Source organism: Clostridium gelidum (genome assembly GCF_019977655.1).
GTDB classification, from domain to species: Bacteria; Bacillota; Clostridia; order Clostridiales; family Clostridiaceae; genus Clostridium; species Clostridium gelidum.
The window spans coordinates 5,568,418-5,588,814 of record NZ_AP024849.1; the positions used below are offsets into that span (position 1 = coordinate 5,568,418).

Sequence of the window (20,397 nt, forward strand, 5' to 3'; positions counted from 1 at the left end):
TTAATTGGTATTAGTAAGATATAAATATATAATACTATTTAATTTATTCTTAAATAAGTAGTTATTTAAGAACCTAATACCATTAATTATCTTATATTTCTTTCTGTTTCGTTATATAATACAAAATTTTTTCCTCTTTTAGGTACCTTTTATATAATATTCTATAATTTTATTTTTATTACTAATATGGTTTCTACTTAATTAGTTTCATATTAAAAACAATACATAATAATTTTTGAAACTATTTATATTATATAATTGATATCTTAACTTTTATTTCAGTAAACTAATTAATTTGTTATTGCACCATCAGAACCTACTATATATCCTTCAATTATGGTATTTATAAGCATCACACCTTTAATGTCTATTAGATATTGAATTTAGATAACACCCCTTTCCACTTATTTGCTGCCATCCTTCACTTAATGCTGTTGTAAGATTGCTTGTACTATTGCAATAGTAGTTGTTGTTGAGCTTATACTACTACTCGTAGTGTTGCTTGATCCACTAGTAATATTTAGATTATATTATCTTTCGTTATCATCATCTTTAATCTTAACTGTAACAGTAATTTTACCTTCTGATAATGGTACTTTCTTCATCCAGTCATCATCATCAGTTACTGTGACCCCATTAATTTTAACAATATAATCTTCATCTTCTGCTCTACACACACCTTTATATAACTCACTTTATTTTTAACATTTATATCATATAATGATTCCCCTTTATCAAATTCAATAGCTAAAAATAAATATATACATTTCCACTTTCTTAAATAATAACCACATCTGTTCATTATCCTGATTATTTAATAATATTGATTTAGTTATTTCATATTCATATATCAAAAATATTAGGACTATCTTATAATTAATCTTGATTGCATATAGTTATTTAATGTTTATTTTGTTATGTTTAATAGTATAAACCTTTAAGTAACTTTAAGGTCAATACACATTTAATCAAAATTTTATCTATATAAGTTGCGATAATGACATTATATTAAAATAATTGGCACAAGTTTAAATCCTAAATAGTAATGCTAAATTCTTTACCTCAACCTATATACATGGGAAAATTTAGTGTGAAAAAAAGAAATAAAAAAACTCAAGCACTGTAATTTAATGTTACAATTGCTTGAGTTTTATAATATGCTTTAATTATCTTACCTTGTGATTTTGCATATTAAGTTAACTAACACTTCATATTAATCTTTAAATGTTTAATACTATTTACTAACAAGAAAATTCGCTACGCTCATGACTTTTTAATTGACAATGTATAATGCACAATTGATAATTGTTAATTTTTTCATAATCTTTAATATTTTTAATTTAATGCACATTCTATAACTTCCTATACACTGAAAAATTTAGTAAATGCTTTAATTGTATAGTCATTGTCCCGTGTGGATGCTAATTCTCTTATGGAATGCATACTAAGTACTGGTGCACCCATATCTATGACTGGTATATTTAATTTCGAAGCTGTAATTGGGCCTATTGTAGTTCCCCCTCTTAAGTCTGATCTATTTACAAATACTTGACATGGAACTTTCGCCTTTTCACATATACCTTTAAATACTGCACTTGTATAACTATCGGTTGAATAACTACCACCTGCTGCAATTTTTAGGACAGGTCCTTTCCCAAGCATTGGTTTACTTGTTGGATCACACTTTTCTGCATAGTTTGGATGAAATGCATGAGCTAAATCTGCTGAGATCATAATTGAATTGCTCAATGCTCTCTTGAAGTCTTCTCTGTCTTTCTTAAGTGCTAAGCTTATTCTTTCTAATATATTTTCTAAAATTGAAGAATTAGCACCTTGTGAAGTTAAGCTTCCTATTTCTTCATTGTCTAAAGCTACAAGGACTTTAGTACCCTTGATTTTTTTGCTCTCTATTAATGCTTTCAAACCTGCAAATACCATCCAAAGATCATCTAATCTTCCTACAGAAATAAATTCCTCGTGTAATCCAACTAGTGCACCTTCTGTAAATTCATATAAAAATAAATCAAAATCTAATATATCTTTAGAATCAACGTTTAAAGTATCTGCTATCAATTTAAGTAGATAACCATCCTTTTCTAATTTAGCAGTAGCCATATCTGCTACCTCTTTTTCTAAAGAAGAACTTTCATCATTTGCAATTGTCATTAGTGGTAATGTATCCTTTTGCTTATTATATGAATATCCTTCATTTATATTTCTATTCATATGTATAGCTAAATTAGGAATTATCAAAATTGGTTTATTAACATCAATTAATTTAACTTCAGGCTTAAATGGATTTTCGCTCCTTAACGTAACTCTCCCAGCTACTGATAAAGGTCTATCAAACCAAGTACTGAGTATTGGTCCACCATACACTTCAGTATTTAACTTTAGATAATGTCCTTCCACTAACATTTCAGGATTAGGTTTTATTCTAAAGCCTGGTGAATCAGTATGAGCTCCAATTAATCTAAAGCCATCTTTTTCAATTTCTCCACTGCCAATTTCAAATGCAATTACAGCAGAATCATTTTTTGTAACATAATATTTTTCACCCTTTTTAAAGTCCCATTTATCTTCTTCTTTAACTTCACTATATCCATTCTTATCTAAAATAGACTTAATCTCATAAGCACTTTGAAATGCAGTTTTACTTTTATTTATAAAATCTAATAGTTCTTGTGTGTTGTTCATACCTATTTCATCCCTCTTCTTCATATAAATTGAAACTAATTTTTAATACATATATTACTATTTATAATTGCACCATATATAAGTTAATATGTATACTAAAAATATTTTTTTAAATCTTCAATTGATTCCATATCAAATATTTCAGTACCTATAATTTCTATTGTATCTTGTGATAAAGTCGTAAGTTTCTTTTTATACTCATCAGGTACTATTTTAAATTTTTTTATTAATTGCCTTATTATTAAATCTGTTTTTCCTTTTTCTATTCCTTCTTCCATACCTTCTTCATATATCATTCTTCCAACATCAGTCATGCTCACAACCTCCTTAAATCTTTTTTTCGAAACATCATCACCAAATTTATCAAATAGTGCATAAAGTAGCATTAAGCAATTATTCTTTTCTTTATTGTCATTTATGTTCTTTGCTATCTCAATACTTCCATAGCCTTTTTGAAAACTGCATCCTCAACCTTATTATAATCCATATTAAGACTCCTTCCAAGTAGCATTGTATTTATATATTAACCACTTGAGAAAACCTTATACAAACTTATGTTCTTAATCATCACTATTTCTAATTAAAACCGAAAACAACATTTATTTAAAACACTCCATATGAATTTAAAATAGTTATATGAAGACCTTCAATATATATCGAACTATAAAAAATCAACATATACAAAAAGTAAATTTCACTTTGAGTATCTATATTAAAAGCACTAGTAGTATTGATTGCAAAGCTTAGAATTAATAAATAACCATAGCAAGAAAACTTATGCTAAAAATTTGTTAATAGCATAAGTTTTCTTATTTTTTGATTATGTTTTCATTGCTTACAGCTTATGAAATTATATAAGCTTATTATTTTTAAGTTCTGTACGTAGCATTTCTAGATTCTTGGTTTCCATAGCAAATAATGGCATTCTAAGTGGTCCTACATTATATCCCATAAGTCCGAGTGCCGTTTTTACTGGAATTGGATTTACTTCTATAAATAGCGCATTTATAATATTTAAATATTTTATTTGAAGGTCTAAACTTTCTTTTACTTTACCTTCAAAATATAAACTGCAAATATCGTGTGCTTCTTTTGGCATAATATTTGAGAAAACAGAAATAACCCCTTTCCCTCCAAGAGATAAAATAGGAACTATTTGATCATCATTTCCTGAATAAATATTAAGTTCATCACCACAAAGAGCTTTTATTTTTGCAATAGCTGAAATATCCCCACTAGCTTCTTTTGTAGCTACTATACGTGGATGTTTAGCTAATTCCAAATATGTTTCAGGAGTTATATTAACACCTGTTCTTGATGGTACATTATATAAAATAATAGGAACATTAACTCTATCTGCAATATAATTATAATGTTTAATTAAACCACTTTGAGTAACTTTATTATAATATGGTGTAACTAATAAAAGTCCATTAACTCCAACACTTTCAGCATATTTAGAAAGCTCTAGTGCATACATGGTATCATTAGAACCAGTACCTGCAATAACTGGTACTCTTTTATTCACATACTCAACTGTAAATCTAATAGCCTCTTTGTGTTCTTCATCACTCATAGTAGAAGATTCCCCTGTTGTTCCTGCAATTACAATTGCATCAGTTCCTTTTTCTATATTAAAATCAATTAATTTTTTTAATTCTGAAAAATTCACTCCATCTTCTGTAAAAGGTGTAACAATAGCAACTGCTGCACCAGTAAAAATAACATCCTTCATAAAATTTGCCCCCTTGAATATTTTCTCCGATAGCTAGCATCCGTAACACTCCCACTTTTATAGGAAACTCATCTTCCTAACGTCAGATGAGTAAGCGATTCACACTAAATCATAGATTTAGGTTCTCTGCTTAACTGGGAGTTAACGGCTGCACGCTCCTGGATAAGTTCAACTAAGATTCAGATGGGGATCAAACCCCACCTGAATCAAGTTTCACTTGATATATAAATTATAACACAGTAAAGTTATACTATAAACTCAGAATATATTTTAAATTAATAAAAATTTATTTAATAATTAACTAATTTGGGTATATTATTTATAAAGAACTTGCTTAACTACAAAGATGTATTATAATAAACCTATTACATATTTATAGTTAATTATTTTACAAACGATTGGAGTGTATTTCATGTTTTTTGAACATATGGTTAATATATTTATAAAAAATAATTCTAATGTTAAGGATGATAGAGTTAGAAATTCTTATGGTGTATTTGGTGGAATTGTTGGAATTTTAGTAAATGCACTTTTATTTATTATAAAACTTTCTGTGGGGCTTCTTGTTTCAAGTATAGCTATTATGGCAGATGCCTTTAATAACCTTTCTGATGCAGCATCTTCTTTAATAACTATTTTAGGCTTTAAACTTTCAAGTAAACCAGCAGATAGGGAACATCCCTTTGGTCATGGAAGAATTGAATATCTTTCAGCCTTAATCGTTGCTTTCATGGTAATGTTAGTTGGTGTACAATTTATTAAATCTTCTTTCGAAAGAATAATTAATCCAACTCCTGTTACTTTTGAATTAGTTCCATTTATATTAATTTTCATATCCATATTTCTTAAAGTATGGCTTTCAAGATTTAATAAATTTGTTGGTGAAAAAATTAATTCTACTGCTTTAAAAGCTTCTTCAGTAGATGCTTTAGGTGATGTATTTACTTCAACTTGTGTTGCTATTTCATTTTTAGCTGCAAACTTTACAACCTTCCCTATAGATGGATATATCGGAATGGTTGTTGCATTATTTATAGTTTATTCTGGCTTCAGTTTAGTTAAAGATACTATAAGTCCCCTGCTCGGTGAAGCTCCAGATCCTGAACTTGTTAATTCCATTAAAGAAATGGTTTTATCTTATGAGAATATATCAGGAGCTCATGACTTAATAATTCATAATTATGGTCCAGGTAAATGTATGGCTTCAATTCATGCTGAAATCCCAAGTAATATCAGCGTTGTTGCTATTCATGAAATAATTGATAAAGCTGAGAGAGAGATTTCTGCAGCTCTTAGAATCTACTTAGTAATACATATTGATCCTATTTGTATTATTGAAGGAGAAGTCAAAGATGCTTATGAGGAAATTTTATCTTTAATTTCAGAATATGACTATATTGAATCCATACATGATTTTAGGGTTGTTGGTGAAGGTGACGTTAAAAATTTAATTTTTGACATAGTTGTTGATTCATTAAAACAATCTCCTATAACAGACTCTGAATTGATTGATAAGTTTTGTGAAAGTGTGCGAAAATCTCATTCAAATTACAACTGCATAATTACTGTAGATAAAAACTTTATATAGATACTCCTGAAATATTGATTGCAGCTATAACTTCTTAATTACTTTTATTGTTAACTGAATAAATTTGTGTTATTCTTTTAATAGTAATTACCAATTTTAAGGGGGAACATCTATATGAAATGCCCACATTGTCAAGAAGAATTAGGCCTTAATGATATATGCATAAATCCTGCATGTTCTTATTTTGGTACTAAAATTGAGTTTTCTGAAAAATCTCATTTAAATAGTACTGAAAATAATTTAGATAATAAAAATAGTTACAATACTGAACCTAATTCCTATACTTCCAATACTAATTTAAATAATAATAATAAGTTTAATAATAATCCTAAATTCAATAATAGTAATAATAATCCTAATCAAAATTATGATAATATAAACAATCCTAATAATTTTCAAAGTTTAAACAAAGATAATTATACATCTGATAATATATCCAAAGAAGAATTTGTTGCTTTCATTGGCAGTAATAATGCTAATTATTATCTTGATTATATTGACAAAATGAAGAAAAACACTAATTTTATATCTTGGAACTGGCCTTGCTTTTTTCTGGGTACTTATTGGTTGTTATACAGAAAACTTTATGCTGCCGCAGCTATTTTCTTTGTTGTCACTATTGGTACATCTCTATTAATACCTGGAGTTTTATCATTGTTACTACGCATTTTATTAGCTATGTTTGCAAATGCCATTTATCTCAATCATTCTGTTCGTCAAATCAAGACTGTTAAAACAATTATTGCAAATTTAAGTGCAACTCAATATATTAATAGATTACACAAAAAAGGTGGTGTTAATTTAGCTGCACCATTCATTCTAATAGCTATATATATATTAATATTTATAATTATTTTTGCAGTTTATTTATCTAGAACTGGTATTGTTCCTCATAATTTCTCATCACCATCTTATAGTTATTAGGCACAATCGAAAAAATAACAATTCCATTTGCCCTAAATAAATTAACTACTAATATTTATTTCCATAGTGAGTGTTTTAAATAAATGTTGTTAATATATTTAAAATTCGTATGATATAGCAAGTATTAAAAATAAATCAGTATATATTACAAAGAAAAATGTTGTTATGGGTGTCCAAACTCATAACAACATTTTTTTAACACTATAAATCAGTTAACGGTTAACTCTTATATATATATATACCCACAATGCAAGTTTTAATTATATATGCCATCAAACCCCATATTCACCATACTTAGTCATATAAGCAAACAGAGAAATTGGATACATGTTTGTGCAAGCGGCATTAGAAAATAAGCTGTTGAAGCCACTTAATGGTTGGTTGTTCCATTTTTGCTTGTCCTGAGCTTGCCTCAGGAGCAAGCATAAATGGATGCAACCTGCCATTTAGTGGACTTCCAGCGAAATTTTCTTAGTCCGCTGGAACATTGTGACCCTTGTGGTTATAAACGTGTATTCAATTTCGGCGAGTTATACGCATAAGTATAGTTTTCAAAGTACTTTAGATAAAAAATCTATTGTACGTGGATTTTTAGGATTTTTGAATACTTCTTCTGGAGTTCCTGATTCTACTATTTTCCCGCCATCCATAAATAATATTCTATCTCCAACTTCTCTTGCAAAGCCCATTTCATGTGTAACAACTACCATTGTCATTCCTTCTTTTGCAAGAGCTTTCATAACAGTTAAAACTTCTCCAACCATTTCAGGATCTAAAGCTGATGTTGGCTCATCAAATAGCATAACATCTGGTTGCATAGCTAAAGCTCTAGCTATTGCAATTCTTTGCTTTTGTCCACCTGATAATGAAGCCGGATATGCATCTATTTTCTCAACTAGTCCTACCTTTTCCAATAAGGTAATTGCCCTTTTCTTAGCATCTTCTTTTGAAATTTTCTTCACTTTTATAGGTGCTAAGCATATATTTTCACATACAGTCTTATGAGGGAATAAATTAAATTGTTGAAAAACCATACCCATTTTTTCTCTCATTGTATCTATATTAGTTGATTTTGATGTTATATCCTTATCTTCAAAAGTAATTTGACCGGAGGTAGGAATTTCTAATAAGTTAAGGCATCTTAAAAATGTACTTTTTCCTGAACCAGATGGTCCAATTACAACAACAACTTCACCTTTACTAATATGCTCATCTATACCTTTTAAAACCTGGTTTTTTCCGAAGCTCTTATGTAAATCCTTAACGTATATCACTTGCCTTCATCCTCCTCTCTACATATCCTAATATTCTTGTCATTGTGAAAGTTATTATAAAGTAAATTACCGCTGCTACTATAATTGGTTCTAATCCCAAAGCTGTATTACCTCTTACAACTCCTGCATTGTACATAAGCTCTGCAACTCCAATAACAGAAACTTGTGAAGATTCTTTAATTACTGAAATAAATTCATTTCCAAGAGCCGGTAAAATATTTTTAAAGGCTTGAGGTATCACAATATAAAACATTGCTAATTTCTGATTCATCCCTAAACTTCTTGCTGCTTCCATTTGTCCCTTATCTACAGCATCAATTCCTGCTCTCATTATTTCTGATACATATGCTGCTGAATTCAATGCTAAAGCAATTACACCTACAAGTACGTCTTCCATAGGTATTCCCATAACTTTAGGCAATCCATTTAATTTGGGAAATCCAATATAAATTATATAGATTTGAACTAGAAGTGGTGTACCTCTTACAAATTCTACATAAGCTGTTGCTATAAAACTTATAGGTTTGAAATTTATAGAACTTATAGGTTTAAAATTCGAGCGTCTTAAAAGTGTTAATACAAGTCCCAAAATTGTTCCAAATAGCACTGCAAAAAATGCTAATATAATAGTTATCTCTGTTCCCTTTAAAAAATATCCAGAGTATTTGTCTATAAATGAAAAATTCAATTTTTTCCCTCCCAATTGTTAATTATCAATGTTCAATTGATGGTTATTAAGCTCCAAGTCATACCGACTTGTTAATTTTTTGATTATTATAAGTGTAGTCTACTTATAATAATCAAATCTACATTTAATTATTATAAGTTATTAGTTGTTAATTATCAATTGTAATAATTAACACTTGATAAAATTGCTTTAAATAAACATACAGTATCACAAGCTTAATTTCTTAATAAGGCACATGAAAATAAATAACAAGTCCAAAGTTGCCATGAATATTTTTCATCAGGCAAGGAGGCAAAGTGCCCTCATAGCGGGCCTATTAGGTCAATTTACCGACGCAGTATGATGGAAAATAAGCTGGTAAATGGACTTGTTATTTTTTTGATTGTGCCTAAGTGTTACCTTCTCATCTAATTATATATTTCTAATCATTTAAATAATCTATAGCTGTCTGTAAAAACAAAGTAACTCCTCTATATAATACTGAATCATCCATCATATATTTTGAATTATGTAATGGATATACTATTCCATCTTCAAAAGTAGCAGGATTATATAGCTTAAAATAACAGCCTTTAACCCTTTCAAAGAAAAATCCTACATCCTCTGCTCCCATCATGCACTCTTTTGCAATATGAATTTCATCTTCTTGTACTATTTTTTTTGCTGATTTTATAAACATATCTACCATATCAGTATCATTAACAACGCCAGAACAACCACCATCGAAATTTAATTCAAAATTTGCTCTCATTATTTTAATTAAGCCTGATACAATTTCTTCTATTCTTTTTAATACAAATTTTCTTGTTTCAATATCTGTATTTCTTACAGTTCCTTTTATCTCTACCACATCAGGAATAATATTATTAGAATTTCTTCCACCTTGGATACCACTAAAACTTATTACTGTAGGTACTGTTTGTTTTATTTCCCTAGTTAAAATATACTGAATATTATTAATAACTAGAGTTGCAATGGAAATTGGATCTATACATAAATCTGGGGTAGATGCATGGCCACCCTTTCCAATTATTTTTATATTAATTGGATCTTCAAATGCAGATACACTTCCATACTTAACTATTATATCTCCATTTTTACAATTTTCCGAGTCATTATCAACATGTAATGCTATCATTGCATCTACCTTAGGATTTTCTAACACTCCATCTTCAATCATTGCTAATGCACCACCAGGGGCACATTCTTCTGAAGGTTGGAATATTAATTTAACTTTTCCATTTAATTTTTCTTCGTTTCTTTTAAGAATTTTAGCTACACCAAGTAATATTGCTGTATGTGCATCATGACCACAAGCATGCATATTACCATTTTCAGATTTAAAATCTAAATTTGTTTCTTCTTTAATTTCTAAAGCATCCATATCTGCCCTTATAGCAATTGTTTTTCCTTCTTTCTTTCCTAAAACAGCACATATTCCAGAATGCTTATCATATGTAGTATATTCAAGACCCATTTCATCCAATCTAGCTCTTACATATTCATATGTCTTAGGTAAAATCATTCCTATTTCTGGCATCTTATGAAGCTCTCTTCTCCATTTTATTAATTCATTATTGATATCTAAAACTTCGCTTCTTATATTCATTTTATAATTATGCCTCCAAACTCAAAGGTTGTATGTATTGAAATTCTTCACTTTTGTCCATCTAATAATGACACAGGATATGCATCTATTTTATCTATATTAGTTACTTTTGATGTTATATCCTTACCTTCAAAATGTAATTTAATTATTTGTATATGGTATTGTAATAAGTTAAAGGCATCACAATCTTAATATTTTATAAGAAGTGTTGCCTCAACTTTTAATTATATATATATGTTATACAAATTTTTCATTAAAATCACAATGAATATTCTAATATGACATATATTATTCTGCTAGTGCTAATTTATTTGCCTCTACGAAGAATTGTTGCACTTTGTTTTCATCTTTTAATTTCTTTAATGTCTTATTAATTTCTGTTGTTAACTCATTTGAACCTTTTTTCATTGCTATTGCACATCCACCATCTGGATCTTTAACTTCTAAGCTACTTGCTGCAATACCTGTATTCTTTTGAACAGTTAAATCTGCAACTGTTGATTCAACTAAAACTGCATCTATTTTATTGTTCTTTAGATCTAATACTAAATCAGGAACTTTATCTAAAGACTTAATTTTATCTGCCTCAAAATTACCCTTTGCAATACCTTCTTGAATTGATCCCTTTTGAACTCCAATTTTCTTTCCTTTTAAATCTTCAATTTTAGCAATTCCTGCTTCTTCTCCAGATCTAAGCATAAATCTATGTGTTGCAATGAAGTATATATCTGAGAAATCTGCATTTTGTTTTCTTTCATCAGTTGGAGTCATACCTGCAAATATCATATCAACTTTATCTGCTTGAAGCGCTACAAGCAAACCATCAAAAGCCATATCCTTTACTTCAAGTTCTACCCCTAAGTCTTTTGCAAATTGTTTTGCAATTTCAATGTCAAATCCAACTATTTTATCTTTTCCATCTACTTGTGTGTGGAATTCATATGGTGCATAATCTGCACTTGTTCCAACAACAAGCTTTCCTTTTGATTTTATTGCTTCTATTGCTGTAGCTGTAGTCTTAGCTGTAGTATCTTCCTTTTTTTCAGTATTTCCACTTCCACATCCAACCATGCTTATAGCAATAGTTGCTACTGCTGCTACTGCAACTAATTTTTTTATTATTCCATTTTTCATTATTACTACCTCCTAAAATTTATATCTTCCCTAAATTTTGTTCTAAATCAAAACTCTATAGTTTTTCTTTTCAATAGCATAATTATACACATTTCTTAATATTTATTCAATAGCAATATGCTAAATTTTTAACTTTTATTATGTAGAATTATAATTATAGTAATCTTTCCTAATGATAGTATATATATTTATCTATCTTTTATGTATACTGTCCGATTTTATTTAGATTGATTTACTTATGATTTGAATATATATATCATTAAATATTCTACATTCTAATACATAAATTCCCAAATATAATTTATGACAAATTGAACATTAATACCATTAAGTATGTTTATCTATATACATACTCAAATACTAATTGGAATTTATAGTAGTGAATATTCACTATACTTAGGCGTATAAACAAACAGAGAAATTGGATACATGTTTGTGAAAGCGGCATTAGAAAATAAGCTGATGAAGACATTTAATGGCAGGTTGTTCCATTTTAGTTTGTCCCAATTTTACATTGGGAGCAAACTAAAATGGATGCAACCTGCCATTTAGTGTCTTCCAGCGAAATTTTCTTAGTCCGCTGGAATAAACATGTATTCAATTTCGGTGGTTATCCGCATAAATGTAGTTTTCACCTTAAGGTTATATTAAATCTTTAATTATAGATAATCTATGCAATGCTCTAGTACACATTATATACTTAACTAAAGGCTGAATCTCTCCATTTTCCACTACTATTACACCATCAAATTCTAGACCTTTCGCTAAATAAGCTGGTATAAGTACCTTTCCGCCCTTATAAAGAATATCTTCATTATCTAGATTTTGTATATTAATTCTTTCTTTAATAAGATGGGCAAATTTGTTTAATTCCTTCTTACCTTTAAATATTACTGCAATATTTTCATATCCATCTTCTTCATAATCCTCAATTATTGATATAAGAGTATTTACAAAGTCCTCCTCACTTGAAGTTTCCTCCTGAATAACAGGCTCTCCACTTCTAACTAACGGAATTATTTTTTCTTCATTTAAGAATTGATTTGCATATTCCATTATTTCTTGAGTTGATCTATAGCTCTTATTTAATTCATATTTCTTAATTTCAATATTAGAATCCTTAAAGACTTCATCTAAATGAAGCATTGCAGGTTCTTTACTAGTTGTGATTAATCTTTGATTAGAATCTCCAACTATTGTATAACTTTTGCATCCTGTTATTTCCTTAATGATTTCAAATTGTATAAAACTATAATCTTGTGCTTCATCAATTACAATGTGTTTTATTTCGTCCTTTACCTTTATTCCTTGTAATTTCACCATAAAATAAAGCATTCCTGCTAAATCCATATATCCTAAATTATTTGCTTCTTCTTTTAAAACTTCATTATTGTCATTTAAAATTGTCCTCAAAATGATGTTATCTACATTATCCAACGTATCTTCTTTAATTCCTTTTGAATTAACCATTTTCTTATAAATATCTATCATTGGCTCAATTTTAATCCAAGCATCTAATTCATTACGGCAAATTATAACCTCTCTTATAATTTCTCTTATTTTAATTCTTTTCATGTATTCTATATTACTTTTTTCCATTTCTAATTCATCTTTTGATAAATTATCTGTCTTTTCCTTAATCTCAGCATTTAATTTATAAACTTCTTCATCTCTTTTATCCTTAATCTTAACTATTAGTATTCTTTTTATCTTTTCACTTCTTCTAAACAAAGGCATATCTTTATAATGAACAGTGAATAATTCTTCTATTTCTTTAGTTGAAACAATTTCTGTGTTTTTAAATTTAATTGCTTGTATTTCAAAATATTCTTTATCTAATGCTTGTATGCTTGAATTTAATAACTCCAAAAATTCCTTAGAACTTTTATACTTATATTCTTCTAATGCAGTTTCATTTCCATTCATAGCATCTTCAATATAACTTCCAAAAGTCTTTACTTTTATATTTTCTAAGCCAAGTTCCTTCTTTGCAAAATTCTCAAAAGTACTTTGTTTTATATTACCCTCACCAAGAGTGGGCAGTACTTGAGCTATATAATCCATGAAAATATCATTAGGTCCAAAAATTAATACCTTATCTCCAAATTGTTTTCTAAAGTTATAAAGCAAATAAGAAATTCTATGAAGTGCAATAGTTGTCTTACCTGAACCTGCAACACCATTTACAACAACTACTTTATTTCTATCTTCTCTAATAATTTCATCTTGTTCCCTTTGAATAGTCATCACTATATCTTTTAACTTATCAGATGAATTTTCAGTTAAAACCATTTGAAGTATTTCATCCTTAACATCTAATGCTGAATCAAATACACCTTTCAATTCACCTTTTTTAACTATTAGCTGTTTTCTTGATAATATATCCGCATCTATTTCCCCCATTGGCGGGTTATAACTTGCTTTTCCAAGTGCTCCTTTATAAAAAAGGGCTGCAATTGGAGCTCTCCAATCAACAATCAAAGGTTCATAACTGTCCTCTAAAGTTAATCCGTATCTGCCTACATACATATCTTCTGGAACATCCTCATTTTCCTTAAAAGTAACCTTTCCAAAGTAAGGTGCTTCCTTAAGTTTTGTATATTCCATAAGCCTTTTATCTATTGTCCTATATGATTCTTCTTGAACATAGTTTTCATGATCAAAGTAATCTATAACTTGATCGTCATCATCTTTATATTCTTCAATATATTTCTTTCTAGAGTCAAGAATGTATTTTGTAACACCTTTTCTTTTCTCTACATAATTCAAAATTTCCTTATTTAATATATCTAAAATTTCATTTAATTTATTTTCTTCTCTTAAGAAATCTACTTGTTTATCCAAAATTCCAACCCCTTTATTCAATTTACAATTAACAGTTTACAATTAACAATTGTGGATGAAACTCTTTTGGAGTTTCTAATAAATTATTAAAAGCCAATTGGGCTTTGTTCCTTAACTGTTAATTGTTAACTGTACATTGTCAATTGACAATGCACAATGTATGGCTAAAAACTCTAAATCAGTTTTATGTCCTCCATTGTGCATTAATATTTTTTATTTAAATTTGTAATTACTTATAGTCTCAGTTCTCATCTTAGGTACATGAAAATAAATAACAAATCCAAAACTACAATTTATAATCATCTGTAGTTTCAGCTTCACCATCAAGCCGAGGTTTAGTTTCTCCACTCGTTATGATTTCATTTTCAGCTGCATCTTCATCCGTCTTATTATTTCTAATTCCACCAATAACTCCAATTTCAAACTTTTCTTCATTCTTATTGGCGTCATCATCTATAATTGTATCTATTGAATGCTTTTTAGCTCTTCTTTCTTCTAGATCTTTTACTTGCTTATCATTTTCTAATTTTTCTTTTTCCTTTGTTTCCTTCATTTCCGGATACTTTTCATAGACAATTTCTAAGAATTCTTCGCCAAAAATACTTTCCTTTTCTAGAAGCACAGCAGATATTTTTTCCATTAATTCTCTATTATCACTTATGATTTTTCTTGCTTTTTTATGAGCTTCCCTAATTATATTCATTGCTTCTTTATCCAGAATAGTTGAAGTTTCTTCGCTACAATTCCTTACAGCCCTGCCATCTAAATATCTGTTTTGAATAGACTCTAATGCCATCATATCAAATTGTTCACTCATACCATAAACTGATACCATTTGTCTTGCAATTGCAGTTGCTCTTTCTATATCATTTGATGCTCCGGTTGTAACTATATCAAATACTTCTTCTTCAGCAGCTCTACCACCAACTAACATTGTTATTTGATTTATTAGATCTTCCTTAGAATTTAAATATTTATTTTCTTCTTCTATTTGCATAGTATAACCTAGTGCACCCCCAGTTCTGGGAACAATAGTTATTTTATGTACTGGTTCTGTATTTTTAAGCAATGCTGCAACAAGTGCATGACCAACCTCATGATATGCAACAATTTCTCTTTCTTTTGGAGAAAGAATTCTATCTTTTTTCTCTTTACCTGCAATTATAACTTCCACAGCTTCTCTCAAATCTTCTTGTAGTACTAATTTTCTTCTTTTTCTTACTGCTCTTAAAGCACCTTCATTTACAATATTAGCAAGATCAGCTCCTACAGCTCCTGGAGTACTTTTTGCTATTTCATGTAAATCAACATCATCACCTAAATGTACATTTTTTGCATGAACTTTAAGTATAGCTTCTCTACCTTTAAATTCTGGTCTATCAACAATAACTCTTCTATCAAATCTACCTGGTCTTAACAGTGCTTTATCAAGTATTTCAGGTCTATTTGTAGCTCCAAGTAAAACTACACCCTTAGATGAATCAAATCCATCCATTTCAGAAAGTAATTGATTTAAAGTTTGCTCTCTTTCATCATTACTTTGCATTTGATTATCTCTACTCTTACCAATTGCATCAATTTCATCTATAAAAATAATACATGGTGCTTTTGCAACTGCATCCTTAAATAATTCTCTAACTCTTGAAGCTCCAACTCCTACAAACATTTCAACAAAGCTTGAACCTGAAAGTGAGAAAAATGGTACTTTAGCTTCTCCAGCTACAGCCCTTGCAATAAGTGTTTTACCTGTTCCTGGAGGTCCTACTAGTAAAACTCCCTTAGGTAATTTAGCTCCTATTTCAGTATACTTAGTTGGCGCATTTAAGAAATCAATAACTTCTTTTAATGAGTCCTTAGCTTCTTCTTGCCCTGCTACATCATCAAAAGTTACTTTTATATCGCTTTCTACGTAAATCTTAGCGTTATTCTTGCCGATGCCCATGACACCGCCTCCGCCTCCGCCCATTTTAGAAAACAAGAACTTCCACATGAAAAATAGAAGTATCATAGGTAATATCCAAGTAAGTGCAAAATTCATAATTGGAGTTTGCTTAGGATTTTCACGATAAAAGTCAATGTTTGCATCCTTTAAAGCTAGAATTAAACTTTGATCATTCATATTCCCTGTATATAAAGTTTTTCCTTTATATTCTCCATTATTTTCACTAGGTGTTATAACTAAATCATCACTTGTTATAACAACTTTTGAAATTTCTTTATCACTTAGTAATTTTGAAAATTCATTGTATGTAATTCTTTGAGTTGTCGTTGAATCTTTTGCATAATTAAATGCCATTACAAATGCAAAAGCTATTAGAAAGTAAGTAATCGCCATGGTCATAGAATTTTTATTATTCTTTTTATTATTTCCATTTTTATTATTTCCATTTTTATTATTTCCATTTTTATTATTATTCTGCATCTAATCACCTTTCCTTAACATTATTTATTTTCTTTATCTTTAGTCATATTCATATGCAGTATTACTCTTCCCACATATTTTTCATACTGTCATTTATCTGCTTTTTTCTATTTAACGTAAACTTTTTGTCTATTTCAAAGTATTCACCCTTCTTAATTAAAATATCTCCTTCATTGAAATTACTCTCAATATTTTCAATACATATCTTATACATATCTCCATTTTCCTTTTCAACAATAACATAGTTTCCTTCAACTCTATCTATTATATACTTTTCCTCCATTTAATCCCCTCTTTTCATAATACACATTAATTTAAACTACCGAAGTCTTTAAATGGATAAAATTTAATTCTAGCTCTTCCTTGTATATTGGAAGCATCTATAAATGGATTAATCCATTTTCTGGCATCATATGAACGGCTTCTATTATCTCCTAAAAAGAAGAATTTATTATCTGGCACATTAAAATCCCCATCATAACTTTCATTATTTTTTACATAATCTTCTTTAATATCTTCTCCATTTACATTGACAATACCATCATGTATTTTAATATGATCTCCAGGAAGTCCTATTGCTCTTTTTATAAGCACCTCATTAAGCTCCTCTGAAAAAAATACAATTATATCTCCTCTTTTAATTTTATCAGTATCATACACTCTCGTTACCATTAATTTATCACCAATATTTAAAGTTGGAACCATTGATTCACTTGGTATATAAACATTATAAACTAAAAACTTATTTATTAGTAATGCTATTCCTATGGCAGCTATTATTGGAATTATCCATTCACTGAAAAAGCTACCTTTTGATAGAAAACTTGCTATGAATCCCTTTTTTGATAAGTTTTCTTCTTTATCCTCTATTATATTTTCTGATTTTGAATAATAAATATTGGTTAGATCAGAGCTATTTTCTGAGCTATCTATATCTTTTGATTCCATCATCTCATCTTCTTCTCTCATTTAACGTTCTCCCTTTTTATTAAACTGCTCTTATAGTTTCAATCATATATACATTTAAATTAACATTAATATATCATTGTAATACTATTTGCACTTATAATCAATATTCATTTTTCAATTATTGCTATTACTTTAATATTTCAAAATCTTTTATTGGATAATATTTTATTCTAGCCTTGCCTTCTATATCAGATTCATCAACATAAGGACCTTTTTTCCAATGTCTTGAATCATCAGAATTTGCTCTATTATCTCCTAAAAAGAAGTATTTTCCTTGTGGTACTTGAAATGTACCATCATATCTTTCATTATTTTTCACATAATCCTCTTTAAGCTGTTCTCCATTTCTAAAGACAACTCCATTTTTAATTTCTATTTTATCTCCGGGAAGTCCAATTAATCTTTTTATTAAAATATCACCTTTAAATTCATCATTTTTAAATAGTACAATATCCCCTTCCTTTAAATTACCAGCATTATGTACTCTTGTTACAATCAATCTATCTTTAACTTCTAAGGTTGGAATCATAGATCCACTTTTAATCCAAACCCCATAACCCACAAACTTCCAAATTAAAAGTGCTACAACAGCAACAACTGCTATATCTATTATCCATTCTTTTATTGTTGACTTCTTTTTAATCTTTTTATCTTCTGTCATTTGATTTTTAGCATTTTCTGTCACACCACTTTGCCTCCACGTTTTATATTTTATGGTTATATATTCCATTAACATGTTATGATTAGGTTTCTCTTTAAGTCTTGGTTGAGTTTTTTTTATAGGTGTTTATTTTTCGATACTGTTTTAGTATACCATAATTTATTGTTTTAAATATTTACAAGTTGTAAACTTTTATATCTTTTTATTATATCTACATTTTATAATTCCACAGATATTAAAATATGCACTAATTTTAAAAATTAGTGCATATCATCCTTATTACATGTAAAATTTTCTAAAATACCCATTTTTTAAATATAGTACCTTTAAAACAACATGACTCTAGATTAAATCATTCTTTAATAAATCTTCATAAGATTCTCTTCTACAGATTAATCTTGCTTCATTATCTTTAACCATAACCACTGCTGGCTTTGGTATTCTATTGTAATTGCTTGCCATAGAATAACCATAAGCACCTGTAGTCATTATAGCCAAAATATCTCCACTTTTAACTTCTGGGAGCTTAATATCTTCTAATAATATATCTCCTGATTCACAACATTTCCCTGCTACAGTTACAGTCTCTTCTAAATCACCTGCAATTCTGTTTGCAATAATACCTTCATATTGTGCATTATAAAGAGCTGGTCTAATATTGTCAGTCATCCCACCATCTACTGAAACATATTTCCTGACAGTTGGAATTTCTTTAACTGCACCTATAGTATATAAAGTAATTCCCGCATTAGCTACAATACTTCTTCCTGGTTCTATTGTGAGAATTGGTCTTTCTTGACCAGTTCGGATGCAAACCTCATCAACTTTATTAATTATTGTCTTGCAATATTCTTCAGTTGTTCTTGGTTCATCCGAGCTAGTATAATATATCCCAAAGCCACCACCGAAATCTACTTCTTTAATCAAATAGCCAAAATTTTCTTTAGTTTTTCTTACAAGCTCTAACATTATCTCTACAGCATCCTCATATGGTTCCAAGTCAAAAATTTGTGAACCTATATGACAATGTATTCCTGCAAGGTTTATATTGTCTAAACTTATAGCCTTCTTAATAGCATCTTCTATAACAGTTTCAACTGGTGCAAAACCAAATTTTGAATCTATTTGTCCTGTCTTTATATAATCATGTGTATGTGCTTCGATTCCTGGTGTTATTCTCAAATAAATATTTTGAACTTTATTATATTCCTTAGCTATGTCATTTAATGCATCAATTTCATAATAATTATCTACAACAAAATTTCCTACGCCTAATTTTACTCCTAGCTCTATTTCATCTAAAGTTTTATTATTTCCATGAAACATTACTTTTTCAAGTGGAAATCCTGCAATATGCGCAGTATATAATTCTCCACCAGACACAACATCTAAACACATATTTTCTTCTTTTAATAATTTGCACATTTGAATAGTCAAAAATGCTTTTCCAGCAAAGGCTACTCTATTATTATTTTCTTCACATTTAAAATACTTTCTATAATCAGTGCAGTATTCTCTTATTAAAGCTTCATCGAATACATATAACGGACTTCCATATTCCTTTACTAAATCCTTGGCACTAACCCCACCAATTACTAATTGATTATCTTGTGCTTTCATCGTTCCAAATAATTTCATTTCGTTAACCCCCAAATTAAATTCAATTGACAATGTACAATTTACAGTTGACAATTGTCTATTGTAAATTTCAAAAAAATAAACGCCACAGAAAATATCTGTGACGAGTGGTCGCTTATGCTAATTTGTATGCTCAATATTTTCATTAATTATCAATTTATCAAAAATGAATTGTTATATGGATTTTAATTTATATACTAACAAAATCATCCTT

Annotated in this window: 16 protein-coding genes; 2 read left to right on the forward strand and 14 right to left on the reverse strand. The window is 28.8% G+C overall.

Features of this window, described 5'->3' with window-relative positions:
• Positions 1-530: 530 nt before the first annotated feature.
• The 4 genes from psyc5s11_RS25545 to dapA all read right to left on the reverse strand — a co-directional run bounded on the left by psyc5s11_RS25545 (position 531) and on the right by dapA (position 4,432).
• Positions 531-677, reverse strand: a complete 147-nt coding sequence (locus psyc5s11_RS25545; RefSeq protein WP_224035261.1) for a hypothetical protein — start codon at positions 675-677, stop codon at positions 531-533.
• A gap of 685 nt (positions 678-1,362) precedes the next feature.
• Positions 1,363-2,697, reverse strand: a complete 1,335-nt coding sequence (locus psyc5s11_RS25550; RefSeq protein ID WP_224035262.1) for a M18 family aminopeptidase — start codon at positions 2,695-2,697, stop codon at positions 1,363-1,365.
• Between the two features lie 95 nt (positions 2,698-2,792).
• Positions 2,793-3,011 (reverse strand): DUF4351 domain-containing protein, encoded by a 219-nt coding sequence (locus psyc5s11_RS25555; protein WP_224035263.1) that lies wholly within the window; start codon positions 3,009-3,011, stop codon positions 2,793-2,795.
• A gap of 536 nt (positions 3,012-3,547) precedes the next feature.
• Positions 3,548-4,432, reverse strand: coding sequence for a 4-hydroxy-tetrahydrodipicolinate synthase (gene dapA, locus psyc5s11_RS25560; RefSeq protein ID WP_224035264.1), 885 nt, complete (start codon positions 4,430-4,432; stop codon positions 3,548-3,550).
• A gap of 412 nt (positions 4,433-4,844) precedes the next feature.
• Here dapA and psyc5s11_RS25565 point away from each other — a divergent pair, with 412 nt between their 5' ends.
• Together psyc5s11_RS25565 and psyc5s11_RS25570 are read left to right on the forward strand one after the other, a co-directional pair.
• Complete coding sequence (locus psyc5s11_RS25565; protein ID WP_224035265.1) at positions 4,845-6,020, forward strand: cation diffusion facilitator family transporter; 1,176 nt, start codon at positions 4,845-4,847, stop codon at positions 6,018-6,020.
• 114 nt (positions 6,021-6,134) lie between these two features.
• On the forward strand, positions 6,135-6,944 hold the full coding sequence (locus tag psyc5s11_RS25570; RefSeq protein ID WP_224035266.1) for a DUF2628 domain-containing protein: 810 nt from the start codon (positions 6,135-6,137) through the stop codon (positions 6,942-6,944).
• A gap of 551 nt (positions 6,945-7,495) precedes the next feature.
• Here psyc5s11_RS25570 and psyc5s11_RS25575 read toward each other — a convergent pair.
• The 10 genes from psyc5s11_RS25575 to lysA all read right to left on the reverse strand — a co-directional run bounded on the left by psyc5s11_RS25575 (position 7,496) and on the right by lysA (position 20,183).
• Positions 7,496-8,218, reverse strand: coding sequence for an amino acid ABC transporter ATP-binding protein (locus psyc5s11_RS25575; RefSeq protein ID WP_224035267.1), 723 nt, complete (start codon positions 8,216-8,218; stop codon positions 7,496-7,498).
• The gene (locus tag psyc5s11_RS25580; RefSeq protein ID WP_224035268.1) at positions 8,205-8,906 is read right to left on the reverse strand and encodes an amino acid ABC transporter permease; all 702 of its coding nucleotides are present in this window, start codon (positions 8,904-8,906) and stop codon (positions 8,205-8,207) included. Before psyc5s11_RS25580 ends, psyc5s11_RS25575 begins: the two co-directional genes overlap by 14 nt.
• A gap of 421 nt (positions 8,907-9,327) precedes the next feature.
• A complete protein-coding gene (locus tag psyc5s11_RS25585) occupies positions 9,328-10,515 on the reverse strand; it encodes a M20 metallopeptidase family protein (RefSeq protein WP_224035269.1) in 1,188 nt (395 codons plus the stop codon).
• A gap of 288 nt (positions 10,516-10,803) precedes the next feature.
• On the reverse strand, positions 10,804-11,649 hold the full coding sequence (locus psyc5s11_RS25590; RefSeq protein WP_224035270.1) for a transporter substrate-binding domain-containing protein: 846 nt from the start codon (positions 11,647-11,649) through the stop codon (positions 10,804-10,806).
• A 642-nt stretch (positions 11,650-12,291) separates the two neighbouring features.
• Positions 12,292-14,493, reverse strand: a complete 2,202-nt coding sequence (gene helD / locus psyc5s11_RS25595; protein ID WP_224035271.1) for an RNA polymerase recycling motor HelD — start codon at positions 14,491-14,493, stop codon at positions 12,292-12,294.
• A 286-nt stretch (positions 14,494-14,779) separates the two neighbouring features.
• Complete coding sequence (gene ftsH, locus psyc5s11_RS25600) at positions 14,780-16,915, reverse strand: ATP-dependent zinc metalloprotease FtsH (protein WP_224035272.1); 2,136 nt, start codon at positions 16,913-16,915, stop codon at positions 14,780-14,782.
• A 61-nt stretch (positions 16,916-16,976) separates the two neighbouring features.
• Positions 16,977-17,198: a DUF3006 domain-containing protein gene (locus psyc5s11_RS25605; protein WP_224035273.1), complete on the reverse strand. Its 222-nt coding sequence runs from the start codon at positions 17,196-17,198 to the stop codon at positions 16,977-16,979.
• Positions 17,199-17,224: 26 nt separating this feature from the next.
• Positions 17,225-17,884, reverse strand: coding sequence for a signal peptidase I (lepB, locus tag psyc5s11_RS25610; protein ID WP_224035274.1), 660 nt, complete (start codon positions 17,882-17,884; stop codon positions 17,225-17,227).
• Between the two features lie 127 nt (positions 17,885-18,011).
• The gene (gene lepB, locus psyc5s11_RS25615; RefSeq protein ID WP_224038267.1) at positions 18,012-18,545 is read right to left on the reverse strand and encodes a signal peptidase I; all 534 of its coding nucleotides are present in this window, start codon (positions 18,543-18,545) and stop codon (positions 18,012-18,014) included.
• 342 nt (positions 18,546-18,887) lie between these two features.
• Positions 18,888-20,183, reverse strand: coding sequence for a diaminopimelate decarboxylase (lysA, locus tag psyc5s11_RS25620; protein WP_224035275.1), 1,296 nt, complete (start codon positions 20,181-20,183; stop codon positions 18,888-18,890).
• Positions 20,184-20,397: the final 214 nt, after the last annotated feature.